This window comes from Halobacillus sp. ABD4_316 (genome assembly GCF_056161385.1).
This window is the reverse complement of record NZ_JBSWZA010000002.1, coordinates 750,895-770,300: the sequence shown is the minus strand read 5'-3', so window position 1 is coordinate 770,300 and position 19,406 is coordinate 750,895. Positions and strand designations below refer to the sequence as shown.

Annotated in this window: 16 protein-coding genes; 6 read left to right on the top strand and 10 right to left on the bottom strand. The window is 46.4% G+C overall.

Translation table 11 applies throughout. From position 1 onward, the window contains the following. Position 1: 1 nt before the first annotated feature. Genes ACXAJH_RS10755 through ACXAJH_RS10745 form a run of 3 tightly spaced genes read left to right on the top strand, consistent with a single transcriptional unit; the run spans position 2 to position 4,077 of the window. Positions 2 to 1,717, top strand: a complete 1,716-nt coding sequence (locus ACXAJH_RS10755; protein ID WP_474993916.1) for a DUF2334 domain-containing protein — start codon at positions 2 to 4, stop codon at positions 1,715 to 1,717. After that, entirely contained in the window at positions 1,710 to 2,990 is a 1,281-nt protein-coding gene (locus tag ACXAJH_RS10750; RefSeq protein WP_474989889.1) for a glycosyltransferase family 2 protein, read from the top strand. Before ACXAJH_RS10755 ends, ACXAJH_RS10750 begins: the two co-directional genes overlap by 8 nt. Beyond that, positions 2,968 to 4,077 carry a glycosyl hydrolase family 8 gene (locus ACXAJH_RS10745; RefSeq protein ID WP_474993914.1) on the top strand — a complete coding sequence of 370 codons (1,110 nt, stop codon included), beginning with the start codon at positions 2,968 to 2,970 and terminating at the stop codon, positions 4,075 to 4,077. The genes ACXAJH_RS10750 and ACXAJH_RS10745 overlap by 23 nt, the downstream gene beginning before the upstream one ends. Positions 4,078 to 4,863: 786 nt before the next feature. Here ACXAJH_RS10745 and ACXAJH_RS10740 read toward each other — a convergent pair. The 8 genes from ACXAJH_RS10740 to ACXAJH_RS10705 form a co-directional block, all read right to left on the bottom strand. Further along, a complete protein-coding gene (locus tag ACXAJH_RS10740; protein ID WP_474993912.1) occupies positions 4,864 to 5,631 on the bottom strand; it encodes a glycosyltransferase family 2 protein in 768 nt (255 codons plus the stop codon). A 14-nt stretch (positions 5,632 to 5,645) separates the two neighbouring features. Then, positions 5,646 to 6,911, bottom strand: a complete 1,266-nt coding sequence (locus ACXAJH_RS10735) for a sugar transferase (RefSeq protein WP_474969556.1) — start codon at positions 6,909 to 6,911, stop codon at positions 5,646 to 5,648. Positions 6,912 to 6,940: 29 nt separating this feature from the next. Continuing rightward, the gene (locus tag ACXAJH_RS10730; protein ID WP_474969557.1) at positions 6,941 to 8,035 is read right to left on the bottom strand and encodes a glycosyltransferase family 4 protein; all 1,095 of its coding nucleotides are present in this window, start codon (positions 8,033 to 8,035) and stop codon (positions 6,941 to 6,943) included. Between the two features lie 14 nt (positions 8,036 to 8,049). After that, a complete protein-coding gene (locus ACXAJH_RS10725) occupies positions 8,050 to 8,988 on the bottom strand; it encodes an O-antigen ligase family protein (RefSeq protein ID WP_474993910.1) in 939 nt (312 codons plus the stop codon). Between the two features lie 295 nt (positions 8,989 to 9,283). Next, complete coding sequence (locus tag ACXAJH_RS10720; RefSeq protein WP_474993908.1) at positions 9,284 to 10,744, bottom strand: oligosaccharide flippase family protein; 1,461 nt, start codon at positions 10,742 to 10,744, stop codon at positions 9,284 to 9,286. A 20-nt stretch (positions 10,745 to 10,764) separates the two neighbouring features. After that, positions 10,765 to 11,412, bottom strand: a complete 648-nt coding sequence (locus ACXAJH_RS10715) for a CpsD/CapB family tyrosine-protein kinase (RefSeq protein WP_474989903.1) — start codon at positions 11,410 to 11,412, stop codon at positions 10,765 to 10,767. Then, on the bottom strand, positions 11,405 to 12,160 hold the full coding sequence (locus ACXAJH_RS10710) for a YveK family protein (RefSeq protein WP_474969561.1): 756 nt from the start codon (positions 12,158 to 12,160) through the stop codon (positions 11,405 to 11,407). The genes ACXAJH_RS10715 and ACXAJH_RS10710 overlap by 8 nt, the downstream gene beginning before the upstream one ends. Positions 12,161 to 12,514: 354 nt before the next feature. Next, entirely contained in the window at positions 12,515 to 13,468 is a 954-nt protein-coding gene (locus tag ACXAJH_RS10705) for a hypothetical protein (RefSeq protein WP_474969562.1), read from the bottom strand. A gap of 155 nt (positions 13,469 to 13,623) precedes the next feature. Here ACXAJH_RS10705 and ACXAJH_RS10700 point away from each other — a divergent pair, with 155 nt between their 5' ends. Continuing rightward, positions 13,624 to 15,351 carry an ABC transporter ATP-binding protein gene (locus ACXAJH_RS10700; RefSeq protein WP_474993906.1) on the top strand — a complete coding sequence of 576 codons (1,728 nt, stop codon included), beginning with the start codon at positions 13,624 to 13,626 and terminating at the stop codon, positions 15,349 to 15,351. A 114-nt stretch (positions 15,352 to 15,465) separates the two neighbouring features. Here the strand turns inward: ACXAJH_RS10700 and ACXAJH_RS10695 are convergent, their stop codons facing one another. Further along, entirely contained in the window at positions 15,466 to 16,407 is a 942-nt protein-coding gene (locus ACXAJH_RS10695) for an LCP family glycopolymer transferase (RefSeq protein WP_474969564.1), read from the bottom strand. Positions 16,408 to 16,639: 232 nt separating this feature from the next. Here ACXAJH_RS10695 and ACXAJH_RS10690 point away from each other — a divergent pair, with 232 nt between their 5' ends. Both ACXAJH_RS10690 and ACXAJH_RS10685 read left to right on the top strand, forming a co-directional pair. Continuing rightward, positions 16,640 to 16,963, top strand: a complete 324-nt coding sequence (locus ACXAJH_RS10690) for a VanZ family protein (protein WP_474993904.1) — start codon at positions 16,640 to 16,642, stop codon at positions 16,961 to 16,963. Positions 16,964 to 17,594: 631 nt separating this feature from the next. Then, on the top strand, positions 17,595 to 17,789 hold the full coding sequence (locus tag ACXAJH_RS10685; RefSeq protein WP_474993902.1) for a hypothetical protein: 195 nt from the start codon (positions 17,595 to 17,597) through the stop codon (positions 17,787 to 17,789). A 3-nt stretch (positions 17,790 to 17,792) separates the two neighbouring features. Here the strand turns inward: ACXAJH_RS10685 and ACXAJH_RS10680 are convergent, their stop codons facing one another. Continuing rightward, positions 17,793 to 19,400, bottom strand: a complete 1,608-nt coding sequence (locus ACXAJH_RS10680; RefSeq protein WP_474993900.1) for a C40 family peptidase — start codon at positions 19,398 to 19,400, stop codon at positions 17,793 to 17,795. Positions 19,401 to 19,406 lie beyond the last annotated feature (6 nt).

Genomic DNA, 19,406 nt, shown 5'->3' with positions numbered 1-19,406 from the left:
CATGAAGAAATACCTGATCGTCTTATGTGCTTTCCTGATGGTGTTCACCAGTAAAGGCCTGGTTTCTGCTGAAGCAGAAGATACAAAAACACTGGTTGTTTATTCATCCTTGAACCGTCAGATTGACGAAGACGAACGCAAATTGGACATGCTTTTGAGTCATTTCACAGAAAACATCGATTTCGTTCATGTGTCTGATTTCCAGCCGGAAGATACGAAGGATACCACTCACGTCTTCTATTATGGCAGCCGGAGCGAACAGCTTCCCGATTCCTTCCTGGAATCCATCGGCACCTACGATGGCACCCTTACTGTGATCGGTCATAATCAAAAGCAATTCAACAATCATTTCAGCTTTGAAGCGTCGAAGAAGTTATCCAACTTCAACTATATGTACCTTGATGGAGATAAGAAAGATAAAATAAAGATCCCTCTTCAATCGTTATTCACCGTTCCAGAGACCAAAGACATGCAGGTGCTCGCCTGGGGAAAAGGTGGAAAGAAAACTCATCCATTAATAGTGGAGGAGCATGGATCTTATTTTGTGGCGTCTCCTGACGTCATCTCCCCTGTTTCTACACTGTTCGGAGATCTCCTTCATGAAATCTATCACAGCTCCTACGAGGAACAGCATCCAGGGTACATCCGCCTCGAAGATATTCACCCGCTGGTGGATCCTGAAAAATTAAAAGAAACAGGCGAGGTTCTCATTGAAAACGATATTCCTTTTATGATGGCAGTCATCCCTGTATATACGGATCCTGATACAGGCAAAAGGTCACACTTCTCAGATTATCCCGAAACGCTTGAGGTCATTAAAGACCTGCAGGAGAATGGTGGGTCGGTTGTTCTTCACGGGTATACCCACCAGTACCGTACCTCTGAAACAGGGGAAGGATTTGAATTTTGGGATGTAGAGAACAATACCCCCGTCTATAAAGAAGGCAGTGATCCAACCCCGATAAAAAGACCAGATGATTTTCATACAAGAGAAGCTTATCAAGACTATATGGCAGAACTGAAAGCTTTTGAAAAAGAGTATACAGAAACTAAGTTGAATAAAGGGATACAGGAACTCACCGGATTCGGCCTGTACCCCCTTGCGTTTGAGGCCCCTCACTACACGATGTCGCAGCACGGATATGAAATAGCCTCCCAATTCTTTTCCACGTATGTAGGGCAGATGCAGCTATCCGACGAGAATTGGCAGGTTATGGACAGCGCTCCATACACCACCTCCCCGTCATTCACTCATGGAATGACGGTTCTGCCCGAAACATTAGGCTATGTGGAACCTGATAACAACCATGCAGCAGAAGAGATTGTTCAGAAGGCAAAGCAGCAGTTGTTGGTAAGAGACGGCATGGTCTCCTTCTTCTATCACCCTTACCTCGGAGCTGAGCGCCTGGAAGAAGTGGTGGGTGGACTGAAGGAAATGCCTATTGATTGGATTGACTTGAAAGAACAAGACACAACGGTCCAGTCAGATGAAGTAGTCATCACCACTGTTGACGGACAAGTGCATGTAGATAAGAATACGTTCCAATTATTCAGAGACTCCAAAACGCTGTTTAACTATTTTGTGCAGAATACCGCGGATAAAGTGACGTGGGCGATGGTCGGAGTCAGTTCTGTCAGTGTCCTGCTGTTTTGTTTTTACACTTTCATTTCCTACAGACGCTTAATACGAAACGAACGGAGTGATCAAGTTGGCTGACATTCTTCTCTACACGTCCCTTTTCCTCATATGGGCCATGTTGTTCTACCATATGTTCCTTATGCAGGGAGGCTACAGGCATTCCATTGAATACCGCCGTACAAAAGAGCGGTGGGAAAAGAAACCCTTCCACTATCCTTCTGTGAGTGTTCTGATTCCGGCTCACAATGAAGAAATGGTGATTGAAGAAACGATGAAGGCGATGCTGAACCTCAATTATCCAGAAGACAAAATTGAAGTCATCGTCATCAATGATAATTCCAGTGATGCCACAGGGGAAATCGTTGATACCTACGTCAAAAAATACCCGAGAATCAAGGCGGTTCATACGAAACCCCCGCACGCCGGCAAAGGTAAATCCGGTGCGTTGAACCAGGGTTTAAAGAAATCGACCGGCGATGTGATTGTCGTGTATGATGCCGATAATACCCCCGAGCCGGACGCGGTCCGCTACCTGGCGCTCGGCATTGAGAACGATGCCAAAGCCGGGGCCGTCGTCGGTAAGTTCCGGGTCACGAACGGAAACAAAAACCTGCTTACCCGCCTGATCAATATTGAGACCATTACCTTCCAATGGCTGGCGCAGGCCGGAAGATGGTTCTGGTTCAAAATGGCCACCATCCCCGGAACAAACTTTGCGATCCGCAGGTCGATCCTTGAAAAACTTGGCGGATGGGATGAGAAAGCCTTATCCGAAGATACCGAGCTGAGTTTCCGGGTCTACAATCTGGGCTACCACATCCGCTTCTTCCCAGCGGCGATCACCTGGGAACAGGAGCCGGAAGTATTGAAAGTATGGTGGAAACAGCGGACACGCTGGGCGCGTGGCAATGAGTATGTCATTTTCAAATACCTGTTCTCGCTTCACAAGCTGGAGAAAAAGAAGATTGTGATTGACCTCGTCTATTTCCTGTTCACCTATCTATTATTCTTCGGAGGGGTGATGATTTCCCACTCGATTTTCATTTTGAATCTTTTCTGGGATTTGAACTTGTCTATGGGAATGGTTTCTTATGTCCTTCTCATCCTGGGCTTCCTCCTTTTTGTCACAGAGGTGACACTCAGCCTCAGCTTTGAAAGAGAGCAGCTCACGTGGAAAAACTTTGCGGTCGTCCTGTTTATGTATTTCACCTACTCCCAGCTCTGGATCATTCTCGTCGTCTACGCCTCCTTCCTTGAGGCGAAACGTATTCTGTTCAAACAGGAAGTGAAATGGTATAAAACACAGCGATTCCAAGGTAAGCAGACCAATGAAAACCGTTCAGCATCTTAAAGCAGGAGGAAAAAAGGCAGCGGTATGGCTGCTGGTTATCCTCTTAGTCATGATCGGAGGGAGAATCATTTACGGAAATGAAGACAACCAGGATACCCTTGCCTTTTTAAAGACGTCCTTAACGAACGAGAACAACACACCTGCCACGTATATGAAACCGGAAACAGCTCTTGATTCTGACGAAGTGCAGGGAAGGGAGAGCTTATCAGAGTCGATGGGTTTTCTTCTCCTCTATGCGGTAGAAGCTGAGGATGAGTCGTTGTTTGAAGAGCAGTTTCAATTACTTCTGGATTACTTTATGGATGAGGAAGGGTTGATCTATTGGAAGATTGACTCTTCCGGACAACCTGAAGTACCTGTGAATGCTCTAGTGGATGATTTAAGAATCGTAAAGGCCCTCTATGCTGCAGGAGAACAATGGAACAAACCGAAATATATAGAAGCCGCAGCACAGGCAGGAAACTATGTCAGCCGGTCCTTAACGTATCAGTCCACCCTTGTCGATTATTCAGATCAGTCCAGCGGAGGAACAGCCCACTCCCTCACGCTTTCTTATATTGATGTGGAAGGGATAGAACTTCTCCGGCAGCAAGGGCATATCACTCAGGACGTCTATGATACGACCATCGACGTACTTGAAAAGGCAGAAACGAAGAACTCCTTCTACCCTAAGACCTACGACATTGCGAAGGGGTCTTTTGCCTATGATGAAGAAATCAACATGATCGACCAGATGATTACCGCCAATAACCGGCTGCAGCTGGGGATTCCTTCCAATACCTTGATTTCTTTTATTAAGGAAGAAATGGAACAGGACGGTGTTCTTTATGGAAGATACAACCCTTCTGATTATGAGCCCGTAGTCGACTATGAATCTCCAGCTGTGTACGGCTTTTTAATCATGTACGCCATCGAATTGAAAGACAAAGAATTAGCCATGCAGGCGTATGATCGTATGACAGCGTTCCGTTCCAATCATGTGAGTTACCGCGGGGGATACTCCATTCATGATGGAAACACACACATTTTTGATAACCTCGTTCCTTTACTGGCTGTTGAAAAACTTAAGCATACCGGATGGCTTTAAGGCGGACAAGCCCCTATACCGCAGATAGTTGTTATCTATTCGTTTACGAGTAAAGCTGTACGTATGTCGTGTTGATTGTCACTCAACGGTAGACATTCGGAATACCAAGGATGGAAAAAGGGTGTCGAGAACTTTCTCGACACCCTTTCTACATGAGCAGGTACTGCTGGAAACGTGGACTTGTTCCTGTCCAGCACATAATTCTTCCATACTATGGAAAATGGCCACTGCATCCATTTGTATACGATACAGGAGGAGAGGATACTGAAGGTCATAACCATGATCATTCGAGTGTGATGGAGCACATGGAACTTAAAGAACAAGTAAAGAAAACATACAGGATCAAAAGAAGCTTCAAAAATTCAGGATTATAAAGGAAGGGAGTAAAGAGAAGGAAAAGGAGATTTCTTTTGAAGAATAAACCACGTCGAAACCAGGAAAAAAATAAGCAAAGATGACAGCCGTCGCTGTAAATATCCCGTAAAACAGAAAAACTCGGATCCGCCTTTTCATGAGAAAGATGCAGGCCTGCGAAATCCCGCCGGCTTTACGATGATATAAGTATTCGATCATAAACCTTGTAACCACAAAGAAGAAATCAACTCCTCCTGTCCGCTCCCACAGAGCCCCATTCATCCACTGCTATCCCGCCTCTGAATAAAAAAATGGGTGCTGGGACCGATGACAACAAAAAGAATGGCAGCGACACGGGAAAACTATATAGAACCCAGTCTGTGTCTGCTTTGATTTTTCATGTCTGCCATCTCCCTACTCTGAGGTGCCTGCTTACACAGGACGAAAGTGCTTTTTCACTCCATGAACCGTATAATTTATAAAATACCAGAGTGAACGCACACTATCGATCCCTTTCACTTTCCTGTACGTATTCCACGTCTTTTTTGCAGACTTCCATTTGTTGCTGGACAAAGAATCGCTGCACTTCCTGTAGAAGGCGAGTGGCTCATCGAATCCATAAGCCGTTGCTCCTGAGGATAACAGCATCAGCCATAAGCCGTAATCTTCTGAGCAATCTCTGTAAAGAGGCATACGGATCGATCCGAACCTGCGGCGGTCCAGCATCACCGTCAGTGTTCCAATGGAAGTGTTTTTCAAAAGATCTTTGTAGCGGACTTCCATTGGTGCCTTGAAAATAAGGTTTGTCTTTTCCCCGCTTTCCTTCATCATTTTATAGGCGGTAAAGGTAAAAGCGGCATGCTTGGCTTTCATAAAAGAAAGCTGCTTTTCCAACTTCTCGGGCATCCATAAATCATCGCTGTCTAAGAAAGCGAGATATCTTCCCCGGGCTGATTCAATCGCCCGATTCCTGGCGTAGGCAGGGCCTTTGTTTTCATGCAGGCAGATCAACCGGATTCGATCGTCTTTTTCCTGCTCTCTTTTCACTATGGATACAGTCTCATCTTTGGAGCAGTCATCGACGATAATCATTTCCCAATCGGTATAGGTCTGTTTCTGAACCGTTCGAATGGTCTCCATAATATGCCCTGCAGCATGGTAGGCAGGCGTAATGATACTAACCCTATCCTTGCTCATCATGTCTCAACCTCCTATTAATGGATCGCTTGCTTTTTTTCAATGCGCTTCATTTTCGCGTCTGTGACTTCCACACCTCGAGCTTGATCACGCTGGAAAATGACTCTGATTGTCAGGAGTAATACCTTGATGTCCAGCAGAATACTGTATTTCCTCACGTAGGTCAGATCAAAGCGCAGCTTATTAAGAGGAGAGGTCGTGTACTTCCCATACACTTGTGCCAGCCCGGTTATTCCCGGCTTCACTTTAAAACGGTAACCATACTCCTCGTTTTCTTTCTTGAACTGTTTGACGAAATAATCCCGCTCCGGCCTTGGACCAATAAGACTCATATCTCCTTTGAGCACATTGAAAAGCTGAGGCAGTTCATCCAGCCGGGTCGCCCGTAAAAAGGCCCCCACTGGTGTAATCCGTGGATCCTTATCCTGGGCAAGCACCGGGCCGCTGTGCTTCTCGGCATCCACCACCATACTTCTGAACTTATATATGGAAAAAGGTCTTTCATTCATCCCCAGCCTTTCCTGCTTATAAAAAGCAGGTCCTTTGGAAGTGATCGGGATGAGGATGGTCAACACCGCAAGGACAGGGCTTGTCATTAGAAGGAAGGATGCAGATAATAAGAGATCCATCCCCCTTTTCAAGAGCTTCTGGAGCGTTGTCATATGAAAGGGTTTAATCGTAAAAACCAGTAAATCACCGGCATATCCTGTCTTCGCCTGATGAACGCCAAGGTCATAAAGCTCAGGAATGATAAAAATATCTTTGTCATACTTCAAAGCAAGGTTGGTCAGTGCCACCTTCTGATTCGAGGGAATCATATGATCGATGACCACTCGGTCAAAGCCGTCCTTCTGACGGTTGAAAAAGGATTCATCAGCATCTTTCAAAAAATAAATCAGTTCGTTCCTGGTGTTTTCATGAAAGAAATGTCCAGCTGAAAAGGGATCCTCGCCAATAAAGAGGACACGGGTGTGCTTTCTCGGCTTTCCTGTCGATCCAAAAACAGGAAGAAGCAGGAGAAGCACACCTGTCTGGAGCACGAGCGTAAACAGCACGAGTTGAACGTTCGACAGAGAAGGAGCTTCCGTTAATACGCTTATATTTAACAGGAAGAGAACGACAGCCCCCATGATCAGTCCTATGGGCTTCAAAGGAAGAGTCCTTAAGACATGAGGCACCTGGAAAACCGCTGACTTGATATACAACACCAGTCCGAAAACGAGAAGGGCAGCACTAAAGCAAACCGCTGTAACGAACCATCCATATTGAGTCATGATATCCATGCTTTACCCACCTTCACCTTAGAGAATTTTTATTCTTTATTAAGAACGACAGGCGAAAATTTTTTTGTTCCTTCTGTGATGAACAAGTATTCCCGGAGTGTTTTTTCAACCATTTGGTCAAGGGAAAAATCCTGTTCCACCCGCTCCCTTGAGTTTTTTACGATGTGATTCTGCAGCCTGGGATTGGAAAACAACTGCGTAATTTTTTCCTTGAACAAGTCCGCCGAGTGCCGTGGGATCAAGTAACCTGTCACACCATCGGTCACCGCTTCCTTGATTCCACCGCGGTCGATGGATACCACCGGGGTACCGACAGCCATCGACTCAATCACAACCATTGGAAAGACTTCTCTTTTCGAAGTGACCAGCATCACATCCATCTCCTTAATGAAGGCTTCCGGATGCTCGATTTCTCCACACATGACCACCTGATCATCTAAACGTTTCCGGGTAATCAACTGCTGCAGATGGTCCTTCCCAGGCCCGTCACCTCCGATGAAAAAACGGAACTGCTTTTCATCCTTCATTTTTTCTGCTATTTCAATGAACAGTTCGTGGTTCTTTTCATCTGATAGACGTGCAAGAATGCCTACATGGATGGGGGATGCTTGTCCGGCTTTTTTAAAAGGGAACTGTTGAAGATCAACTCCGTTATGGATCGTCTGAATCCGTTGAGGGTTGACCCCGAGCATAACCAGCGAATCCCTTTCAAACTGACTTACTGTAATGATCCGTTTTACATACGCGTTTAAAAGTTTTCTGAAAAGAAATGGCATCTTTTTTTCGAGAATGGTGACATTGTGTTTCGTATAGATCAATTGGATATCCCACTTACAGAAATGCTTCAATAAGATCCCGTATCCCAGCATGCGCAGACTGTTCGCGTGGATGACCTTGATCGAATGCTTCTTAATGAAGCGCGAAAGTATCCTATAATTCCGCCTGTGAGAGTATCTTGTCAACTTTACATACTTATCTTGATGAAGGAGGCGGCTTTGAAGCTCTCCCCCCGCAGCTCCGTAATAGAAGGTCAGATTCCTGTGAGTTAAATGATTTTCCAGCTTACAAAAGTAGGTTTCTGCTCCACCAACGATCAACTTGTCCGTCAGCAACAATACGTTCATTTCCATCCCTCCATTTAGGAAGCTCTCCGATTTACAGGGCTCTCGCCTCGCTCATTTACAGCTGCATTTGTCCTTTTGTGCAGATAAGTGGAAACCAAAGCCAGGTATAAGAAGAACATGTCATTAATAATTACGGATAAAAAGGCCATTTGAAGCAGCAGTCCTATAAACGTCAGGAATAGATAGGGGCGGTCTTTGTACACCTTTTTCTGCACGAGTTGATAAAACAGCAAAAGGATAAACAGGAGATACAGGAAGATGCCCGGCAGCCCGGACTCTGATATTATATCCAGAAATGTATTATGGACAGATAAGGCTTCCCCGTACTCGTACGCATTGTAGTCCGGGAAATTAAAGGCGCCGACCCCTGTCACGATATGATTCTCAAAATACCCCCACGCTTTACCCCATAATTCAAAACGTCCGCTTCCGCCATCTTCGCCGAAATCTTCCATGCGGGATTCCAGGATTCCATACAAATCGAATTTGAAGTAAATAACGAGCACGTAGGAGAGAAATGCCATGGACAATCCCGCACCGAGGATCATCTTCAACTGCTTCAGCGGATGATGGATGACCCCGTAAATCAGGAACAGGACAAGCATAACCAGCAGGCCCCCGCGCGAAAATGTGAGAATGTTGGCCGTAATACACAATAGCAAACCCGTTTTATTGAGCAGCCCTCTGGGGTTACACAAATAGAAAGCAAAAAAGAGCGTATTATAAAAGACAAAGAAATTGGGATCCTGCAGCAGACCGATCAAACGAGGGTAGTCCCGATCAATCATTAAGCCATAGGCGGTAATCCTCTCTCCTTCCCTGTCAAAATTGAACCCTGCTTTCTGCATGCCGGCCACATAGAAGAGAAGGCTGCATAGGTTGAAGATGACACCGGTCCAAGCCAATCCTTTATGGACCGCCCCTGTCTGCGCCCGTCCCAGAACGGATTTCATAATGAAATAGCATACAAGATAGATGAATATGCCGACAGATATTCTTACGCTGGACATCGGATATAATGCAAACACTCCAGAAAAGGCATAGCACAGATAAAAACAGAAGAGGGCACTTTCAAAAAGCTGCACCGGGTACAAACGGAAGAATTTCAAGAAAAAAACCAAATATAAAAAACAGAAAAGCATATAAGGTTTCAAGGCGAAACCTATATACAAATAAAAGTTTGCAAAAGTAACAAAGAGAATGAGGAAGAATATGGTCTTCACATGCCCCTTGGAAGGTTCCGTCAGATTATGATCCATGATTCACTTCCTCTTTCATCCTTCTTTTTGTATACCCACTCCATACCTTTCCGCCCATCTTGACCAGCTTTGAGCGAAGATCGCCATCCATAACAGGCAGTGCCATGACCAGAAGAAGATGAATGGCTGCGTTGAAAAATGAAGGTAAAGCCAGCCGTTCAAGCACCACCAGCGTGACGATGAAGTAGGAAAGATACGGAAAAATAGACTTTTTCAATATAACAGCGCGTACCGGTGAACAAATCCAAAATCCCGTCAACGCCACCACTTCAATACTGACGCCGGCCCAGGCTGCTCCTGTCACACCAAAGGACAAGCTTAAACCCGTATATAAGCCTGCCCCAATGAGGACGGCAATCAATTGTACAATGGTCCTTGAGGTCTGTTTTTCCATCGTCGTCAAGCCATCGGCAACAGCTATATTCACCGCCTGCACCGTGAGCATCAACGACATAATCTTCAACGGCAGCGCAGCGCCGGCCCATTGCGAACCAAACAAAAGCTCTACGATAAAAGGAGATAGATAGAAGAAAGGGATCGTCATCATCATTCCAGCGAGACTCATAATTTTAATCTGCGTCACATGCAGATGCAGGTGTTCCCCCGCGTTATTCCTTTGATACGCTTTAAATAACACCGGATAATAGGCCCCCGCTACGATAAACGGCACCTGCTGCAGAGCCTGTGGAATCCGGTAGGCGACGGCAAACAAGCCGACGGCAGCGAGCGGAATCGTCTTTTCCAAAAGGATCGGCCCCAGGTGAGGAAGCATGACGAACAACAATCCTCCCAAAGTAAAGGCCCCTAAGTTCTTCATCAACCCTTTATGAAAGGGAAGGGTAAATCGAATACGTACATGCCTTAAGACAAGAATGATACTCAGCAGTCCAGCCGTTAAATAAGAGCTGCCGTAAAGAGCCGTCATCCAGAGAGGCGGAAGTTCCAGCAAAATGCCGATGCTCATGGAGGTCACCAGGCAGAAGGCAGATGTCATCCGGATCATACCGCTCATATGCATTTTCTCTCTCATTTGGAAGAATGTCGTTCCGATACTCTGCATGGCTAAACCGCTCACCATGGGCAGAATCAAAACGACTGCTGTAAGCAGCAGCTCCGAATGATCCCTGTTCATAAGGTAGACTATCGTCAGCCCCAGCAGGAAAGTAAGGAACAACAGAAGGATCCGCAGCTTGATAAAAGAGGTCACCAGAACATTCTGATCCACTTTTTCTTTTGCTCCTTCACGAAGGACAACACCGCTTAAACCTGCATCCGTGAAGTATCCCATGATCATGGCGAAAGCCAGCGTCACACTGAATAATCCATAATGATAGGATTGGAGATAGGAGGCAAGGACTATAAGGGCTCCGGCATTCAACAGACTCGACAGGATCGTACTGTAAAAGAGGTGCGCAATGTTGGTCATAATGGAATTTTTCTTTGTATTCACTGCCCATCCCCCTCTCCGATTTATCGGCCTGTCTGTAAAATAACACCAAACACCTGATTCCCTGCTTTCTCTATTTCCTTCCTCGTTAACAGGAGGTCTGCCGCTTTCGTTTTACCGGTCTTCGCCGTAACAATCACACCATCACACTCGTGAACGACCAGCTGGGCATCCGCAGAGGACCTGTACGACGGCGCATGGTAAATGACTAAATCGAAATTCTTCCGGCATTCAGCTGCTGTCCGTTTCACCTCTTCAAGGAGCAGCACATCCTGCAGAGCGTATCTGCCGTTCCCTGCCATCAGGGTGTAAAGGCCGGGCTGGATAGTATCCTGTATCAACCCGCCAGCTTTTTTACCACCGTAGACAGCCTCGGCCCAACCGGAGCGGTTGCTTTCCCCAAACCATCGGTGAATACTCGGTTTTCCCGTATCCATATCGACAAGGAGAACCTTTTTCCCCTGCTCTGCCATCGCCATGGACAATTTGACGGCAAGCAGTGATTTTTCCACTTTATCATCAGCCGAAGTCACCATGATGTTGACGGTGTCTTTCCCCATGAAGTGTTGAACACGCAGCTGGATCATCCGAATCTGTTCGGTACTGACATAGCGCTCCTCCAACACAGCCTTTGAGAGGTTCTTGGCGTTTTTTTCACCTGCTTTAAACACTCATTTCACCTCTATTCGCTTTCTCTTCATCCACGACTCTCAGCGGCTCTTTCCCTCTTCTTTTCTTATGAATTTTTCTTCCCGGCATCTTTTTCCTGAGATTAACCTCGCCGAGACTCCTGACGCCTATCTCCTTCTCTATTTGAGCAGCCGATTGTATCGATCCATCCAGATGGTCTTTCACAACCGCTCCTCCAATACCTGCTAACAAACCAACGACAAGCCCGATAGCTAAATTAACAAGCTGGCTTCCGACCTCTTCCCCGCGGTTTTCACCGGAGGATTCATTGAGGACGAGGATATCTTTCACTTCAAACAAATCATTCATTTTCTGTACGGTGGTCAAGGCCGTATAGTTAGCTATTTTACTAACCTCTTCCGGATCCTCGCCTCTCACTAGAATACTGACAACCTGAGAGTCCTGGGAATTCTTCACAACAATCTGTTCCTTCAATTCATCATACGGAATATTGAATTCCCGACTGACCGCATTCAGAACATTCGGACTTTGGACGATGTCGATCGTCGAAGCAAGAAGCATGCTCAAATCCTTGGATTCTCCGTATTCCGAGTCTTCCTTATTCAATTTCCCTACAACAAGGTTTTCCACCGATTCATACGTAGGCTTCATAACGAAAAATGTAACCGCACAGGCTAAAAGAAACAAACAGCTGCTTACCAGAATAATCGTCACGATCCGTCGTTTAAGAACAGCAAGGAAACGTTTAATATCCATGTTTTCTTCCATAATGACCTCCACCAGAAAAAGATGTGTCGCTTTATTCCCTATCCTTTATCCCTCTGATTTCCCCTCCTTCACCCTCGTGGTCTCAGAAACACCGCGTCCCATCCTGCCTTTTTTCCTGTTTTCATTCGATAACGAACTTTTTGTTCTCTATTAAGAATACTTGGCTTGATTATAATTCATTCTTTATAATTTATAAATCGGCAAATTCTTTTAAAATTTCCTACTTAAACGGATATACCTGCTCTTTACTGTTTATATCTTCCATTATCTCTGTTTTTGTTCTTTAATGAGAACAAAAAAACACCTGCTCATCCCATTAAGGGAGGACCAGGCGTTCTCTTAGCGTTTGATTCATTATTCATAGATGTTTTCCGTGCCATCATCCAGGATATATGGGGCATCTAAATTCGTCTTGATTGTATTCCCGCTCGATTGATCGGTAAGGGTTAACGGTTGATTGCTGGAAAGCAGTTGAACATCCCAAATCATGCCTTGAAAATAGTTGTTCGTTCCCGACACAATCATGATAGACTCCGTTTTCTCTGTCGGCTGGATCTGCATATTGGTGAACTGGTTGCCGGATACCTCATTAGGAACGGTTACAGCTCCTTCCATAACGATACATTCCACACAATCTTCCAGGGTCATATCCGTAAACCGGTTTCCGTTTACAAAGTTGGGTTCCTCATCCGAAGGCTCAGCTCTTAAGTAAATACCCCTGTTAAACCCTATAATGGTCACAGAATCAAAATCAACAAAGCTCACATATTCATCCGTTTGATCCGCCGTGACGTTGATCCCTGTCCCTAAGTTTTCACCACTTGTATTGATCAGGGTGAGCCCCTGGACCTTTGTCGTCTCCCAGGACCAAAACTGTTCTTTTCCATCCAGAGCAAGGACATCCGAGCGGAAGGCAGGGTCTGAAATTTCTATGACCCCATTAGTGATGGAAGCATTTTTCTCCAACGTGAAAACCGTATAATCGCCGGCCACTTCCACTATGGTATGATGGTCAAACTCTATTTCGACTCCTTGTTTGATGGTGATCCCACTCTCTACCCTGTAACGCTCTGCACCTGTGATTTTTACCGTGCTGATGTTATGCTCAGCACTGTAATCCACAGCTTTTTGAATAGACCCGGCATCATCCTTTTCATCCCCGGCGACCGCTCCAAAATCTGCTGCATTTACGAACCCTTTTCTTTCATGATCCGCAGAGCCGGAGAATATGTACATCATCGCCAAATAAACGACAACCGTTGTAATAAATGAAAGACCGACAACCATAAGAACCGTTTTCTTATTCAAATGACTCCTCCTCCGGACAGAACTATTATCCATTATTCGATAATTCTCGTTTCAGGAATAAAATTCCTTTAAATTCATGACATCCTTTTTATAAAGAAGGGATCTTTCGTTTATAATGAAACAAGCCTGACTACGTTTTGAAAGGACTCTCTTATATGAAACCAAAATGGAAACAACTCATCACCCTCATCCGCACCACCCAGCCCCCAAGGCTGTTATTCAGCATCGGAATAGGGCTCAGTCTGCTGACTACGATGGCCAGCCTCGCCATTCCCCTGCTCGCCAGCCGGCTGATCGACAACTTTGATGTCAGTCAGCTGAGTACAGGCGTCATCATCGGCATCATTGCTGCTTTCTTCATTCAGGCTCTGGCCGGCGGCGTCTCTGTTTATGTACTGGCAAAAGTAGGGCAGCACATCATTGCTTCGCTCCGGGAGCGATTGTGGAAGAAACTGCTTGTGCTCCCCGTCAGTTATTATGATGAACATGAAACCGGGGATGCGGTCAGCCGGATGACCAACGATACCGGTGTCATAAAAAATCTGATTACCGAGCATTTCACCGGCTTTATTACAGGTGTGATTTCAGTCGTTGGCGCTGTCATAATTTTGTTTTACCTGGACTGGCCTCTGACCCTTGTGATGTTTTCCATTATTCCCTTATCCCTGCTGTTTCTGATCCCTGTCGGACGGAAAATGGCCGAGATATCACGGAACCTGCAGGCAGAAACCGCCGGATTTTCCGCCCACCTCACGCGGGTGATTTCTGAAATCAGACTTGTGAAAGCATCGAACGCAGAGACGATGGAATGGAACAACGGCCGGAGGGATATTCGAAAGCTGTACCGTCTCGGCGTTCGCGAGGGCGTTATCCAGGCTCTGATGTCCCCTCTTGTGTCCTCGTTAATTATTGTCGTGCTTGTTTTGATTATCGGATTTGGCGGCATAAGAGTGAGTTCCGGAGCGATGACAGCTGGTGAACTGGCTGCCTTTTTCATCTACCTGTTTCAGATTATTATGCCGATCACCCAGATGGTCGTGTTTGTGACCCAGTTCCAGAAAACGATTGGAGCGACAGAGAAAGTGCTGACCATTCTTGAACTGGATGAAGAAGAGCTGGAAAAAGGAACTTGTAACGTACCTGACCACCAGAACCTGGCTGTCCGGCATGTATCGTTTCACTACCAGCCGGATGAACCGATTTTAAAAGAGGTCTCCTTCACTGCTGAAAAAGGACAAGTAACGGCAGTCGTGGGTCCAAGTGGGAGTGGAAAAACAACGATGTTTTCGCTGATTGAGCAATTTTACAAGCCAGCGTCCGGGGAAATCCTGTACGGAAGGGAATCGATCAGCCATTATGCACTAAAATCGTGGAGAAAAAAACTCGGCTATGTATCCCAGGACAGTCCGATTTATGCAGGAACCATTATGGAGAACCTCACCTACGGATTGGAGGAGGAAGTGACACGGGAGAAAGTGATCCAGGCCGCTGAAATGGCTTATGCCCATCCCTTTATCAACGAACTCGCCCATGGATATGATACAGAAGTCGGAGAGCGTGGGATCAAATTATCCGGAGGCCAGCGTCAACGGATTGCCATTGCCCGTGCCCTGCTGAGAGATCCGGAGATTTTAATGCTTGATGAAGCCACCTCCAGCCTGGACAGTCAGTCTGAAGTCGTGGTGCAGCACGCATTGAAAAACTTGATGAAGGGCCGGACAACGCTTGTGATTGCACACCGGTTATCGACCATTGTTGATGCCGACCGGATTGTCTTTCTGGAAAAAGGTGAAGTTACAGGTGTCGGCACTCACGAAGAGCTCTTCGCCACACATGCTCTTTATCAGGACTTCGCCCGCCAGCAGCTGCGTATCGAGGGATAAACTTTTTCAGCGTGTATGCGGCATGTGACCACCCTGAAATCGGACAGACTTACTAAATGACAGGTCCTGTTTTCACAGGCAAAAAAGCGCCCCCGGAAAGGGGCGCTTTTTTATTTAGGATTGATATCCCTGAATCTGTGAACGGACTTTATCCACTTCATCCTCTGAAACCAGCAGATAATAGATGCCGTCTATTCTTGTACCACTTCCGGTCATCTGATAGGTTGTCATGTTTTTGCGGGCGCTGCCGTAATTCAACATCAGATCCTTCATAACCGTAAAGTCCATATTGGTCGTAACATTCCCACCAAGAACATCAAGCATGTCCCCGATTTTATTGACAGAGCCAAAGCTTGCTCCTTTTTCAATCACACCCTGGATGACTTCACGCTGGCGTTCGTTACGGCCGGCGTCCCCTTGTGGATCTTCATATCTCATGCGGACATATCCGAGGGTTTCCTCCCCGTCCAGGTTCAGCTCTCCTTTTTTATAATGGTAACCGTTGCTCCCCTGCCAGTCGAGGGAATTCTGGACAGTGATGCCGCCCACAGCATCGACCATTTCAGCAAGGCCTTCCATATTCATCCGAACATAATAATCCAAATCGATGTCGAGGAAATTCTCTACCGTCTGAATGGCCATATCCGTCCCGCCAAAAGCGTAGGCGTGGTTGATTTTATCCTGCTCTCCATTATGGCTGGAGTCCCCGACCATCTCTGTCCGTGTATCTCTTGGAATACTGACAATCTGGCTTCGGTTGTTATCAGGATCAAGAGAAAGAACCATTAAAGCGTCGGACCGACCGGAATCATTAGAGCGTTCATCTACTCCGAGCAGAAGGATATTCAACGGCTCTTTATCCTGGACTTTCTTTTCCGTCAATTCATGATCAATCGATGCGACCTCTTCATTCATTTTTTTATCGACCGTCGCTTTGGCCCCATTATAGACCGTAAATAGATAAACCCCTCCAGCTACAATAAGGATACTGACAAACAGCAGGGGGATTTTCCACCAACGGCCTCTCTTTTTCTTTTTTTCTTGTACGCGGCTCATTCTCGTTCCTCCAATTTTTTCAAGCAATCTAACAACCATTATATAAAAAATCTACCAATTATGACAATTGCTTTTTGTATAAAACTCCTGTTTTCCCCCGAAACTGCTAGCAGGGAGGAGTTGATTACTTGTTGAAAAAAATAACCGTCGTCCTGCTTCCTATTCTCTATATGGCTGCTATTTGGATTCAGTCCAGCTATTCGATATCCGTTGTGAAAGGATGGATCCTATCATGGCTGTAACCTTAGGGACACTTCTTGAAGCCATGCATGTAATAGAGTTCGCTCTATTATATGCATGGATCATCACGGCCCTGTGTGTTTATGGGAGATTGACCCAATGGACAAGCATCGCCGCCGGGATATTCAGTATGACGTACGGGGTCGTGGATGAGTGTCACCAATGGTTCACCCCCGGCCGGTCGTTCTCCGTGATCGACATCGCTAAAGACTGGACCGGCGTCCTTGTCATGATGGCCGTGGTCCACTGGAAGCTGCGGAAGTTCACGTTCCATAAAAAAAAGACCGCGCCGGGAAGAAGGCCTCTTAAAAACTGAGGGTTTGTCAAAGGTAAAGTAAAAATGCGGATTGCATGGATAAAATATTCCATGTAAGATGAGGCAACCTCATCTTTGTGTCTGAGCTTTAATTCACTATGCTCCGCTTCAATTTTATACCTTTTTTTAGGCCTTTGTTTGATATTCTTACTGTTTCAAAAGAAAAAAAGAGTGATTTTCTTTTATAAATCAAAGAAAATCACTTTTTTTAGATAGCTCTGTTAAAGTCTGTTGTTGATATTTTAAACGATTACTAAATCGTCTCCGTCTGGAATTAGGGGTCCGGTCCGTTGGTTACTCAGAGCATGGGATGGCAGGGAAAACCGTCCGCTTTCCGCGAGGAACGATAAGCCTCCTCGGACTTCGGTTATGTCCTTTCTAACTACCCTTCTTTGAAGAGGCGGCCTTGGGAATGGCGGGACCCCTGTGGCATGAAGGTACATCGTGAGACCCCTGAAGGCACTGCCTGAGGAGGCTCACGGTACTCCACGGAAAGGGAGTCATTCCAAAGGCCGCCTCCTACAAATTCCATGACAGAAAGGGGTGATAGGAGCTGATATGTTAAATAACAACACCAAGCAATAACAGAGCCTTTTAGATAAGACACCGTTGATTCCACGATGAGCGTTCGATGGTGACGCCTGCGGGAACAGCGCGAGCCGAAGATCCACTTGGTCAAGTGATCTTCTTGACCAAGTTAGCTGAGGCCGTGCCCCCGGCAAGCATCCATCGACAAGAGATTCGTGAGAAACAACAACCACCTCCAACCACTTCTCTTGATAGGAAGGAATTTTCAGTGGCCTCCAGGGAAGCGCGGTCCTCCTAGCATTCAGTTGATCCTTTTAGCGCCGTAATATTTAGGAGCCCAGTAACTGTTGGTATGCATGTTCGTGACTCTCACCCCATCCGATAACGTCACATGGACCACCTGGCCGTTCCCGATATAAATTGCAGGGTTCAAGTAGCTTCCCTGAAAGAAGACGATATCTCCAGGCTGTAAGTCTTCCTTCGCTACTTCTGACCCTGTATTCCACTGGTCATCTGCATAACGCGGCAGAGAAATCCCCGCTCCCTGCTGGAACGCGTATTGAACGAATCCTGCCGTATCAAATCCTTCCGGTGTCGTGCCTCCGGACTGATAAGGGACTTCTCCGATGAACTGGGTCGCTGCTGAGACGACCGGATGCTCCTTCGGGATTTGTAGACCGTCAAATCGTTTTACACCGGTGAACTTCTTCTGCCAGTACGATTCGCTCAAGTAGGAAATGGTCACCTGTTCTGAGCGGGAGGCGTGAATAAACTGCCCGTCTCCGACATAAATCCCGTTGTGAGAAATCCCTTCTCTGTACGTGTCACTGAAAAAGACGACGTCCCCCGGCTGGATATCAGCAAGGTCCACATCTTCGCCTACCTGCCATTGCTGATCCGTGGAACGAGGCAGGAAGATCTGCCCGGCCTTTTCAAAAACATGCCGCGTGAAGGCGGAACAGTCAAAGCCTGTTTCCGGTGATTCACCACCAAAGACATAAGGGACCCCTAAGTATTTCATTGCCTCTGCTACGAGATCATGATCTTCAGCGATTTGAGGACCTTCTGTGATTCTGCGGGCTTCCATAAAGCTCCCACTCCAATAGCTGCTTCCTTCAAATGCGGTCACTTCTACACCGCTCGATAAAGTAGGATGGACGATTTGATCACTGCCAGCATATACAGCCGTATGGGTAGGCTTACTTCCATCCTTGCTGAAGAAAAGGATGTCCCCTTCCTGGATCGATTCCCTGGACACCGGCTCTCCCATACCAATCTGTTGGGCCAACGTCCGAGGCATATCAAAATTCAGGACCTGCTGAATGACATACTGCACAAATCCCGAGCTGTCAAAACCATCCGGCTGCTCTCCACCGTAGACATAAGGCGCGCCTACATGGGTTAAGGCTTCCATGGCAATCGGGTGGGAAGTTGAAACAGATGATCCGGCCGGTTCTTCATTCACCCGCACGGCTTTCGTATAACGGGAAGACCAATAGCTGCTGTTTTCATAATTGATGAGTTCAATGCCTTTGGATGCTGAAGCATGAATCATCGTTTGATTCCCTGCATAGATACCGACATGGGTCACACCGCTCGTCTCATCTTTACTAAAGAAGAGCAGATCCCCGGATTGAAGCTCATTGTTCTGTACAGAAGCTCCAAACGCCGCCTGATCGCGAACGGTCCGCGGCAGATCGATGCCGGCTCCTTCCTCGTATACATACTGGCTGAACCCTGAGCTGTCGAATCCTTCTGCAGGAGATTCACCACCGTATTGATAAGGAACACCTACATGCTTCTCAGCTTCCTCCACAACGGACGTCAGAGCGGCATCCACAAGCTTTTCATCCAACAATAAAACCGTACAAACCATCAACGTCAAGACCCCGTAAAAAAATCGTTTCACCATCAC

Bases quoted from the DNA above. Each gene is read 5' to 3' on its own strand.
- ACXAJH_RS10755 (WP_474993916.1), top strand. From the start codon at position 2: ATGAAGAAATACCTGATCGTCTTATGTGCTTTCCTGATGGTGTTCACC.
- ACXAJH_RS10745 (WP_474993914.1), top strand. From the start codon at position 2,968: ATGAAAACCGTTCAGCATCTTAAAGCAGGAGGAAAAAAGGCAGCGGTA.
- ACXAJH_RS10740 (WP_474993912.1), bottom strand. From the start codon at position 5,631: ATGATGAGCAAGGATAGGGTTAGTATCATTACGCCTGCCTACCATGCT.
- ACXAJH_RS10735 (WP_474969556.1), bottom strand. From the start codon at position 6,911: ATGGATATCATGACTCAATATGGATGGTTCGTTACAGCGGTTTGCTTT.
- ACXAJH_RS10730 (WP_474969557.1), bottom strand. From the start codon at position 8,035: ATGAACGTATTGTTGCTGACGGACAAGTTGATCGTTGGTGGAGCAGAA.
- ACXAJH_RS10725 (WP_474993910.1), bottom strand. From the start codon at position 8,988: ATGAAATCCGTTCTGGGACGGGCGCAGACAGGGGCGGTCCATAAAGGA.
- ACXAJH_RS10710 (WP_474969561.1), bottom strand. From the start codon at position 12,160: ATGGAAGAAAACATGGATATTAAACGTTTCCTTGCTGTTCTTAAACGA.
- ACXAJH_RS10700 (WP_474993906.1), top strand. From the start codon at position 13,624: ATGAAACCAAAATGGAAACAACTCATCACCCTCATCCGCACCACCCAG.
- ACXAJH_RS10695 (WP_474969564.1), bottom strand. From the start codon at position 16,407: ATGAGCCGCGTACAAGAAAAAAAGAAAAAGAGAGGCCGTTGGTGGAAA.
- ACXAJH_RS10690 (WP_474993904.1), top strand. From the start codon at position 16,640: ATGGCTGTAACCTTAGGGACACTTCTTGAAGCCATGCATGTAATAGAG.
- ACXAJH_RS10685 (WP_474993902.1), top strand. From the start codon at position 17,595: ATGGTGACGCCTGCGGGAACAGCGCGAGCCGAAGATCCACTTGGTCAA.